This window comes from Confluentibacter sediminis, from assembly GCF_003258355.1.
GTDB classification, from domain to species: domain Bacteria; phylum Bacteroidota; class Bacteroidia; order Flavobacteriales; family Flavobacteriaceae; genus Confluentibacter; species Confluentibacter sediminis.
In genome coordinates, this window is the sequence record NZ_QKPO01000014.1 from 1 (window position 1) to 11,619 (window position 11,619).

The 11,619-nt window shown below is 31.1% G+C and carries 11 protein-coding genes; all 11 read left to right on the forward strand.

Annotated features, from left to right (window positions below; genetic code table 11):
* On the forward strand, positions 1-831 hold an 831-nt coding region (locus DKT72_RS12870; protein ID WP_220628125.1), incomplete at its 5' end, for a hypothetical protein.
* Between the two features lie 270 nt (positions 832-1,101).
* Positions 1,102-1,692: a porin family protein gene (locus tag DKT72_RS12875; protein ID WP_111309160.1), complete on the forward strand. Its 591-nt coding sequence runs from the start codon at positions 1,102-1,104 to the stop codon at positions 1,690-1,692.
* A 1,018-nt stretch (positions 1,693-2,710) separates the two neighbouring features.
* Positions 2,711-3,127, forward strand: a complete 417-nt coding sequence (locus DKT72_RS12885; protein WP_111309162.1) for a DUF4288 domain-containing protein — start codon at positions 2,711-2,713, stop codon at positions 3,125-3,127.
* Positions 3,128-3,548: 421 nt separating this feature from the next.
* On the forward strand, positions 3,549-4,790 hold the full coding sequence (locus tag DKT72_RS12890; RefSeq protein ID WP_162623315.1) for a S41 family peptidase: 1,242 nt from the start codon (positions 3,549-3,551) through the stop codon (positions 4,788-4,790).
* Positions 4,791-5,086: 296 nt separating this feature from the next.
* Positions 5,087-5,830 (forward strand): phytanoyl-CoA dioxygenase family protein, encoded by a 744-nt coding sequence (locus tag DKT72_RS12895; protein ID WP_111309164.1) that lies wholly within the window; start codon positions 5,087-5,089, stop codon positions 5,828-5,830.
* A gap of 168 nt (positions 5,831-5,998) precedes the next feature.
* Positions 5,999-6,415 carry a hypothetical protein gene (locus DKT72_RS12900; protein WP_111309165.1) on the forward strand — a complete coding sequence of 139 codons (417 nt, stop codon included), beginning with the start codon at positions 5,999-6,001 and terminating at the stop codon, positions 6,413-6,415.
* 366 nt (positions 6,416-6,781) lie between these two features.
* Positions 6,782-7,441 carry a hypothetical protein gene (locus tag DKT72_RS12905; protein ID WP_111309166.1) on the forward strand — a complete coding sequence of 220 codons (660 nt, stop codon included), beginning with the start codon at positions 6,782-6,784 and terminating at the stop codon, positions 7,439-7,441.
* A gap of 413 nt (positions 7,442-7,854) precedes the next feature.
* The gene (locus DKT72_RS18395) at positions 7,855-8,511 is read left to right on the forward strand and encodes a hypothetical protein (RefSeq protein ID WP_220628126.1); all 657 of its coding nucleotides are present in this window, start codon (positions 7,855-7,857) and stop codon (positions 8,509-8,511) included.
* A 483-nt stretch (positions 8,512-8,994) separates the two neighbouring features.
* Positions 8,995-9,594, forward strand: coding sequence for a hypothetical protein (locus DKT72_RS12915; protein WP_162623316.1), 600 nt, complete (start codon positions 8,995-8,997; stop codon positions 9,592-9,594).
* Positions 9,595-9,840: 246 nt separating this feature from the next.
* Positions 9,841-10,365, forward strand: a complete 525-nt coding sequence (locus DKT72_RS12920; protein WP_111309168.1) for a hypothetical protein — start codon at positions 9,841-9,843, stop codon at positions 10,363-10,365.
* 655 nt (positions 10,366-11,020) lie between these two features.
* On the forward strand, positions 11,021-11,455 hold the full coding sequence (locus DKT72_RS12925; RefSeq protein WP_111309169.1) for a hypothetical protein: 435 nt from the start codon (positions 11,021-11,023) through the stop codon (positions 11,453-11,455).
* The last annotated feature ends 164 nt before the right edge of the window (positions 11,456-11,619 follow it).

The following is an 11,619-nucleotide window of genomic DNA, read 5'->3' on the forward strand; positions in this document are numbered from 1 at the left end:
TTTTCTGTTTGTTTTGATGTTTCCATACTCGTGGTTTTGTGTATAGCTATTTTAGGACAAGACAACGACAGATTTTCACAACCACCTATACAATTATCTGACCCGACAGAAAAGGGACAATTTTCAAATCTTGCAGGCAAGGCAATTGCTGACTTTCTTTCAAAACGAATTGACCAAAGTATTTACACAGTAAATTATGAAGCCGCAATGAGAGTTCACAATCCAATTATTCCTCTTTCTGTAAATGGCAGACAAGTTAGAAGACCTGATTTATTAGCATATACTTCAAATTCAAGATTTGCTATAGAAGCTAAGGGATTTTCAGGTGGGTTTGGAAATATGAACAATCATAAAAATCAATCACAAACAGGCGGTATCCGAGTAAATTTTACAATCGCTTCAGTTTCTTATGACTTATACAATCAAGTAAAATGTAAATATCACGACCCATTCAATGATAATGTACCATATGACAATGAGTTACTGAGACGATTGACAAGACAATATTATAGTGGACTATCTGAGTTTTTAAATGAAAAGTATTTCAACTATCGTGTAACAGAAATTCAAGGCGAAAAATTTTATGAGATTGAACTTTCGTATAAACCATTTGAGAAATTATTCCCAGCCGAATTTCCATTTAGACACTTTTGGTATTTAGAAATTCTTGAATATTACAGACCGCGAATTATTCTGCCATTTGCTATTAGAGACTATGCTGAAAATGGCATTACGAATGAAGTTAGACCATTCATATTTGAGACAAATAAAGACCAAGGACAAGACATTTATATTGACAACGACAGAATAGGATTGCGAATTAGAAGATAAAAAAACTGAACCGCCAACATAGGTAACCCTTGCATAAGCCCATACATTATAAAAAAACAGACTTCTTTAACTGCCTTTTGATGCAGTTTCTTTTTTAGGGCTGCTTTATTTATACCAAAACTGTTGAAATTAATAATAAGGCTATTGTAAGCCCATTGGATACCTTGTTAAAAAGTAATATATTGCATGTATAAATGATGTGACTGCAATAGGGTATATATTTATTGTGGTTATACGAGTGTTGTGCTCAATTTAAAAAGACAATCAATCATGAATAAAACAATCTTTTTTTTATTGATTTTTTGCCCAGAAATTCTATTTTCTCAAGCTGAATTTGGAGTAATTGGAGGTATAAATAATTCTCGACTGACTAACGGTTTTTTAAAAGACTTTGAAACAGAAAGCTCTTTTGGAGGACTACACTTAGGTGCTTTTATGGAATTAAATATATCGGACAAAATATCCTTTTATCCAAAAATCCTTTATTCTCAACAAGGTGACAGAAAAAAAACAGAAACCCAATCACGTTTTAATGCACCAACCCAAATTGATTATAAACTTGACTATATAAATGTTCCTTTAAATATTAAATTCTTCTCAAAACCTTATCTGTTTGTTGGTCCACAAATTGGATTTTTAATTAATACTAAAAAAGAAAATATGGATTTAGGAGATGTTGATAGTTTTGACTTTGGCATTAACCTTGGAATAGGTTATGAATTTAATTACTTTTCGATTGAGACAAATATATATCAAGGAGCTAACACACTTATTGAGGTAGACGATGCCACTTTACCTAATCCTATCAATAGAAAACTGACAAACGCTGTCATCCAAATTAGTTTAAAATATAAAATATAAAAACTGTGCACAACACCGATAACCGATGCACAACCCTATAATTTCAAAAAAACATGATACAAAAACGCCCAATTAAGGGCGTTTTTTGGTTTTAATAGGTTCTTATCTTGTACATTGAAAGATGATGATATGGGTTTAAAATGACGTTTATAACTGCCTTTTGAGGCAATTTCTTTTTTTAGGGTACTTTATAACTACTCATGGTATTGAAAACAGTATCACTATTAGGCATTTGTAGCATATGTTGGGCATGGTTCTCCAAGAGCCATAGAGGTTTATACCAAAACTGTTGAAATTAATAATATGGCTAATAAGGCCATTGGGATACCTTGTTAAAAAGTAATATATTGCATGTGTAAACGCTGTGGCTGCAATTGAGGTATGTATTTATTGTGGTTATACAAGTGTTGGTAACAAGCTGAAAAAACTAAACGTTGAAAGAAAAACAAAAACTTATTTTATTAATTTTCATTGTATTTCTGACTTTTTTTATCGGAATAGAATATGAAATAGATTATCGGATTTTGACCCGCAGCACAATAAAATATCTTGCAAATTATGAACTTGGATTTTATGGCGGAAAAGACTTCCGCTTTTTTCAAACGGACATTGCCTTCATTCTGACTTTAATCCCAATCGGATTTTATTTTACATGTCGGAAAATCACCTCTTTAAAGAAAATATTATGTCTGAATTTAGTCTATCTGTTTTTATTTCCGCTTTTTTACTGTCTTTTTTGCTATCTCGAAAGTCAGTTCATAAATATAACTGTAACTAACCCAATAATGAATGACGGAATTTTAAAATATCATCAAAATAATGTGAATTATAGAATGATTTTATTTCTAACAATAATCTCGACTTTTATTAGCGGAACAATAATTAAGAAAATAACAAACGAAAAAAAGCCAGTTGGATACCTTGTTAAAAAGTAATATATTGCATGTATAAACGATGTGACTGCAATTGAGGTATATATTTATTGTGGTTATACGAGTATTGGCTACAATTTGAAAAAATGAAATCCCAAGAAAAAATATCAAACAAAAACGGAGATTGGTATATTGTTGAAATTGTTGAAAAATGTGAACCAGTTGACCGAAATGAGAACCAAGAATTACGAAGAGTTACAACTTGGGGAAATCATCATTTAATTAAAGCGAGTTCACCTGAAAAAGCATTTGACAAAGCTGTTAAAATCGGAAAAGAAGCTGAATATAAATTCATAAATACTGACAAAATTGAAATGGAATGGATTTTTGTCGGAATTGGAGAACTCTTACCTATTTATGAAGAAAATATTGAGGATGGAGCCGAAATAATGTGGAAAGATTACGGATTTATATCTGATAGACGAGCTAAAAGATTTGTTTTTGACAAGAAAGAGCTTTTAGCTGACATTAAACCGAAACCAAAACCGAATAAAAAACCGTAGCCAACACCGGCAACCGTTGCACAACCCCATAATTTTATAAAAACATGATACAAAAACGCCCAATTAAGGGCGTTTTTTTGGTTTTAATAGTTTAGATCTTGTACATTGAAAGATGATGATATGGGTTTAAAATGATGTTTATAACAGCCTTTTGAGGCAGTTTCTTTTTTTAGGGTGCTTGATAACTACTCATGGTATTGAAAACAGTAGCACTATTAGGCATTTGTAGCATATGTTGGGCATGGTTCTCCAAGAGCCACAGAAGTTTATACCAAAACTATTGAAATTAATAATATGGCTATTGTAAGCCCATTGGATACCTTATTAAAAAGTAATATATTGCATGTATAAACGATGTGGCTGCAATAGGGTATGTATTTATTGTGGTTATAGAAGTGTTACCTGCAATTTGAAAAAAATCGTGAATAAAACTTACATCTTCTTATTATTAATCATTTTCAGTTGTTCAACAACTAAGAAAGTTAGCACAGAATATTCAAGTGCCAATAACATTTCAGAATTTAATAAGTTCATAGAGGACTTTGAGAAAAACTACATCTACTTAACGGAAAAGAATGAACTTTGGAAATGTATCAAAGGAACTTATTCTGAAAAAGTCGGTCAGATAACAACGAAATTTGAACATATTCTTTTCTACGAGAATTTACTGAATGAATTATATGACAATCATATACATTTAAATACTAATACAAGTCAATCATATAGATTAGATACACCAATATATGTTACAAATAATAACGGAAAAACTTATTTAAAAAACGTTTGGCAAACACAGTTAAAAGATACAATTAAAGAAAATGTAATTGGTGCGGAAATTGTCACTTTCAATGGAATAGATTTTCAAGAAAAAATTAAAGACTTTACAACTATTTGTCAAAATAAAAACGATAAAAAAGTTCGTGAATGGATTGCAAATAAAATAGTTGCTGGAAAACGAAATGAGAGTAGAGTTTTGGAATTGAAACTACAAAACGGAAAAACATTTAAATTGGATATTGATAGTTTGAAACTACGAGAAGAAAAATTTGCACTATCACCTTCAATCATCGAGAATAAATCAATTGGACTCATAAGAGTAAATAATACTTTAGGTAACCAAATTTTAGTAAAAGAATTTAAAAGAGTAATCCCTCAAATGGATTCGACAAAAGCACTAATTATTGACCTTAGGAATACAATTAGTGGTGGAAACACATCAGTTGCGAAACCAATAATGGGAATATTTATTAATGAAAAGAAACCTTATCAACTCTATGAAAACCATAAAAAGGAATATTTAGGTTATGTAAAACCCAACAAGTTGAATTATAATAAACCAGTGTATATTCTGGTTAACAGATGGACTGGAAGTATGGGAGAAGGAATTGCTATTGGTTTAAACACTGTAGATGGAATCGAAGTAATTGGAACAGAAATGTCGAGATTAGCAGGCGGAATGAAATCTATTAATTTTAAAAATCATAATTACGGATTTCAAGTTTCTTTTGAGAAAATTTTTGATATTAACGGTAATCCACGAGAAGAATTTATACCAAAAAACTATGTTGAACAAACTCGAACAGATACAGATGAAATTTTGGAATACACAATCGAACGAATAAAAACTGTAGGTAAGCTGGTAACCGATTGCACAAGCCAATAAATTATAAAAAACAGACTTCTATAACAGCCTTTTGAGGCAGTTTCTTTTTTTGGGTACTTTATAACTACTCATGATATTGGAAACAACACCACTATGAGGCATTTGTAGCATATGTTGGGCATGGTTCTCCAAGAACCATAGAGATTTATACCAAAACTGTTGAAATTAATAATATGGCTATTGTAAGCCCATTGGATACCTTGTTAAAAAGTAATATATTGCATGTATAAATGATGTGGCTGCAATTGAGGTATGTATTTATTGTGGTTATATGAGTGTTGTGAGCAAGCTGAAAAATGAACTACGCAAAGAACAAAATAGAACTTGAAGAAAATGGATATTCTGTTTTAGCTGACTTGTTTTCGGACAATGAAATAAGTCAAATTTTAGCTTGTATCGAAAATGCTGAACAGGACGGAAATTCGTTTATGAAAACAAAGGATTTGTTTGCGATTAGACAATTAATCAAAAATGTACCTGAATTGAGTGATTTGTTGTTTAACAAAAAACTGATCGAATTACTTTCTGACCTTTCAGAATCAGAATATTTCCTGACAAAAGCAATCTATTTTGATAAGCCGAGTGAGTCAAATTGGTTTGTTGCTTACCATCAAGATTTGAGTATTTCGGTTGACCAAAAAACGGAATTGGAAAATTACTCTAATTGGACATTTAAAAAAGGTCAATATGGAGTTCAACCGCCTATTAAGATTTTGGAAGACACAATAACTATCCGAATTCATTTGGACAAAACGGACAAAAATAATGGAGCTTTAAAGGTGATTCCCAAGTCGCACTTAAACGGAATAGTTCGGGCTGACTCGAAGGATTGGAATTTAGAAAACGAATTTATCTGTGAAATAGAAAAAGGTGGAGCGATGTTAATGAAACCTTTGACTTTACACGCATCGAACAGAACAACAAACGGGAAGAAAAGACGAGTAATACATTTAGAATTTAACAAACATAATCTGACTGAACCGCTGGCTTGGTTAGAACATTATGAAATAAAAAAGTCTGCATACCACAAAGTACTGTGATAAAAAATTGCTAGTTTTAGCTAAAGCAAAGTTAGTTGCTTGTTTGCTGGCTTCTGGTTTTGATTGTTTACAAGAAAATTAATATTGGTTGGTGTTGTAAGAATTCGAAAAATGAACAAAAAAATAAGCGGATAACAAAATTTAGAGTTAAAATAAAGGATAGAATATATGACGGAAATTACATTTGAATATTGGAATAAACTTGCTGAACAAACAATTACAATTAGTTCATTACTTGGTGGATTTTCTATTGCTGTTATTGCAAATCTTTTAGTTTCAGATGCGAATACTCGATTGTCAAATACTATAATGGCCACTTCAACTTTGGCTGCTAGTTTCTTTTTAATTACTGTTTTTGCAATGACTAATCTTCTTATGAAAACAACTACTGGATATCCTTTTAAAGTGGTTGAAAATGATTTATTAACACCCCGAATTGTAGGAGTTATTTCTTTTTTTTTGGGAATTATATCATTGCTAACTATGATTTCTTTAGCAGGTTGGACAAAATCAAAAAGAATGGGAAGATTCACAACAATAATTGGAATTTTAACATTAATAATAATACTTTTTATGACCTCTTAAAATTAGGAACCAAAGAGAAAAGCCAGCAGGTAACACCAGTAACCCTTGCACAAGCCAATAAATTATAAAAAAACAGACTTCTATAACTGCCTTTTAAGGCAGTTTCTTTTTTTAGGTTGCTTTATAACTACTCCTGGTATTGAAAACAACATCGCTATTAGGCATTTGTAGCATATGTTGGGCATGGTTCTCCAAGAGCCACAGAGATTTTATACTAAAACTGTTGAAATTAATAATATGGCTATTGTAAGGTCATTTGATACCTTGTTAAAAAGTAATATATTGCATGTATAAACGATGTGACTGCAATAGAGGTATATATTTATTGTGGTTATACGAGGGTTGTACGTAATTTTGACAAAACCTATGAAAAAACCATTTTTACTTCTATTATTCATTTCGACTTTAGGATTTTCACAAGAAAAATTTATTGAAGTTTTGGTAAAAGACACAATAGTCTTAAAACCAATTTCATTTGAGTACACAATAAAAAGCGATATCGGATTTGACTTTGAGGAAACGAACAGAAAAAATCGGACTGATTTAATCAAAGAATCGGATAAAAAAGTTTTGGACTTCCTAAATAACGGAAACTACAAATTTGAGGAAATTCAAATGAACACGTTGTTAGCAGGTCTTATGGCAAGTCAACCAAAAAGCTATACGGTTTTCATTCCTGACTTGAATTCCAAAGAGAGATTTATAGAAAGTATTGAAAAAACTGGCGGACTTGAATATTTCCTTACAAATACAAATTACGAACAAAACGAATTGACCGAAGAAAGAATATACTTAAAATTATTGGAAAAAGCAGACCAAAGAGCCCAACTTTTAGGCAAAGTTAAAAATCTTAAAATCGGAGACATAATTGAGATTTCGGAAACCAAAGCATCCGAAACTGTATTTTCAAATTTTATGGGAAAATTAATGGAGAGAGGAGATAGTGCATTGGATGTGACAACTACATTTCTAAATGACAATGGAGTTTTGAGAAAAAGTATAAGTGTAAAATATAAAGTGGAATAAAAAACTACGTACAACAACAACCGTTGTACAACCCCATAATTTTATAAAAACATGATACAAAAACGCCCAATTAAGGGCGTTTTTTGGTTTTAATAGGTTCTTATGTACATTGAAAGATGATGATATGAGTTTAAAATGGCGTTTATAACAGCCTTTTGAGGCAGTTTCTTTTTTTAGGCCGCTTTATAACTACTCATGGTATTGAAAACAACAACACTATTAGGCATTTGTAGCATATGTTGGGCATGGTTCTCCAAGAGCCACAGAGATTTATACTAAAACTGTTGAAATTAATAATATGGCTATTGTAAGGCCATTGGATACCTTGTTAAAAAGTAATATATTGCATATATAAATGATGTGACTGCAATAGGGTATGTATTTATTGTGGTTATAGAAGTGTTGTGTGCAATTTGAAAAAAACTTACGACATACATTTAAACGAAGTTAAAATCGGAACAACAGCTTTCGAATTTGCGGATACGCCTATGGGAGTTATTCACGGGAAAATCAATTTTGAAAATGTAGAATCACCTTATGAGTTATTAAGAAATCATTGCAAAAAACATAAAGTAACAATAAACCAAGACGATAAAGAATATAAATTTATTGACACTCAAGTAATTCCTGAATTGAAAGTTTATCTTGAAAACGGAACTGAATTAACTGGTTGGGGCGGAGCAATTAGCGGAATGGAAAAAGAATATGATTTTGAAATTCAATTTGGCGGAATTGATTACACAATAATGCAAACTGAATTTGCTCACCATTATTACGATTATTATGGAAAAGAATGTGATTTAATCAAAATCGGAATTGACGAAGAATTTAAGCAAATTTGTGAAAGAATTTTGGCTCGGAATTTCAATTTAAACCAATGGGCTGAAATTGAGAGTTCAGATGAATTTCAAACGGAAAATTATTGTGGCGGATTTGATGCGACTGAAATGGAATTTTGTTTCAGTTATTATATAGAAAAACAGGAATATTGGTTTCAATTGAGTTTGACTGATATTAAAAGAATAACAGATGTGGAAATTGAATTTTTATATCCAAGAAAAGCGGAATAAAAACTGCGTAGAACACCGATAACCGTTGCACAACCCTATAATTTCAAAAAACATGATACAAAAGCGTCCAATTTAAGGGCGTTTTTTGGTTTTAATAGTTTATAAAGATGATGATATGAGTTTAAAATGACGTTTATAACTGCCTTTTAAGGCAGTTTCTTTTTTTAGGGTACTTGATAATTACTCATGGTATTGGAAACAACATCACTATTAGGCATTTGTAGCATATGTTGGGCATGGTTCTCCAAGAGCCACAGAGATTTATACCAAAGCTATTGAAATTAATAATATGGCTATTGTAAGGCCATTGGATACCTTGTTAAAAAGTAATATATTGCATGTATAAATGATGTGGCTGCAATTGAGGATGGGGATTTGTTGTGGTTTTGTGGGTGTTAGGCACAATTAAAATAAACTGTGGAGAAAGAACGAACATTCTCGGAATTTATAGAACATCTATGTTACAGACCCAAAATGTACTGTTTGGAAGGAACGTTTAATGAAGTTTCGTCGTTTATCCAAGGATATTGTTCTGCAAAAAAAACACCGATTAGCGGAACTGAATTCAATCGATTTGTCTGCTTAAAAAATTCTTTTCCAACGAATTATATTTGGACTTATGTCATTAAAAACTGTATGAAAAATGATGAAGACGGAATTTCGAATATAAAAGAAACAATTCTTGAATTTCTAGAATTGTCGAATCGAATGAACGTAGAAGAATTATTTCAATTTGCTATTGATAATGCAAATACGTCAGAAGGGGAACCTGAAAAGGTTTTTCGGAAATTTGAGAATGCTTTATTATTAGGTAATAAAAAAATAATTCAATCCTTGATTTTAGATAACGATAATGCAGATTTATTATGGAAAGGAAAATATCCAGATTCTGTTGCTGAACAACTAAATGAAATTTCAGAAAACCAACCAATAAAGAGAATTAAGGAATCTGAAAATGGAAAGTCAGTTGAAATAATTGCTACTGGTTTCCCATTTACAATTGAACTGATTTTAAAAAATAACGAATGGAAAGTTAATGCGGACAAAATAATAAAATTAAGAACTGAAAATAACTGTGCCTAACACCGGTAACCGTTGCACAACCCTATAATTTTATAAAACACGATACACAAACGCCCATTTTAAGGGCGTTTTTTGGTTTTAATAGTTTATATCTTGTACATCTCCAAGACCCATAGAGAATTATACCAAAACTGTTGAGATTAATAATATGGCTATTGTAAGTCCATTGGATACCTTGTTAAAAAGTAATATATTGCATGTATAAATGATGTGGCTGCAATTGAGGTATATATTTATTGTGGTTATATGAGTGTTACCCACAGGTTGAAAAAAACATTACGAAACATAATAATCATTCTATTTCTTCCTCTGACTTTAGTCGGGCAAAATAATGATGTGAATGTTGAAACTCTGAATAAAATAACAGGAATAACTAGAGAGGTTGCAGAAATCAATCTAACCGAAAAAGAATTTAACGAAGGAATCGCTGAAGGACCAATTATTTACAAAAGCATATTCCGAAAAAATGGATGTTGGACTGCATATTATCTTTATGAAAATCAAGATGACAATCCACCTTTGCGAATAAAATATAGCCAAACAGCAAAAAAAGGTTATGACGAATTTGAGTTTTATTACAAAGATGGAAAAATGATTTTCGCCAAATTGACCGAATTTAAAAGTCGTGGAAGGAATAAAGGAAGTGAGACTAAACGCTTATTTTACTATAAAGATAAAGAACTGATTTATACAACGGAATCTGAAAAGGAAAAGTACTCTGAATATATAAAACGGACTGAAAAAAGTGTTCGAAAAATGATATATGAATAAAAAACCTGTGGGTAACAACGGTAACCGTTGCACAACCCTATAATTTCAAAAAAACATGATACAAAAACGCCCAATTTAAGGACGTTTTTTGGTTTTAATAGGTTCTTATCTTGTACATTGAAAGATGATGATATGGGTTTAAAATGGCGTTTATAACAGCCTTTTGAGGCTGTTTCTTTTTTTAGGTCGCATAACTACTCATGGTATGGAAAACAACATCTGTATTAGGTATTTGTAGCATATGTTGGGCATGGTTCTCCAAGAGCCATAGAGATTTATACTAAAAACTCTTGAAATTAATAATATGGCTATTGTAAGGCCATTGGACACCTTGTTAAAAAGTAATATATTGCATGTGTAATAATGGGAACTTTGTATTTAGAAACTTATTTGTTTGAAAACAAAAAACAGTATTTGACCATAGAAACGGAATAATTTCAAAAAAAATCGTTTGATAGCAATGACATAAGCTTTACGCCATGATTAAAAACCCAAAAGAAGGAACAAAAAGCCTTTGGTATTGCAATCACGTAGATTTTGGTAACAGAACGTGTTGTTTGATGAAAATATTTTATCTTCGGCTGGCAGAAATAGGTCTGCTTTGATCCATGACGGTCGATTACGGGCGACAGGTTGTAAAACATAAAACAAAAAAATGAAAGTTAGAATTTTAACAATATTGGTGTTAGTCTTTATAAGTTGCAAAAATGTCACCGAAAGACAAAATGAACAAGAAAAAACTGTGATCGATTCAACTGAATTCAAAGCTAAACCTTTTAAAAAACAACAAAAAAATTTAATTAGTAACGGTATCTGGATAAGTACCATGGATTCTCTATCGACTATTGAGATTAATGGCAAAAAGTGGCTTTTTAAATATAAAAATGTAAATACATCAACAGATGACTATTATGAATATTTGATTAATGAAAGTGTTTTTGATAAAGACAGTTCAATAATTGGTGGTAGTTTAGTTTTAATAAGAAAATCTGACACTCTAAAATACGGAATTGAATATATCTCTAACAAAGACATGACTCTTATATATTTACCAAGAGGGAATTTCCAACAGTTTAAGAAAAAAGACTAAAAACGTTGTACACCATCAACAAGCATTTTACGAGTCCATGAACTATAAAAAACAGACTTTTTAAGCAGCTGTTTTAAAATTGCTTAAAAGCAACTTTCTGAACTTGTACTTTCTCTTTTTGGCTAAAAACAATGGTTGTTTTTTTGTCTACTTAGAAACAACAT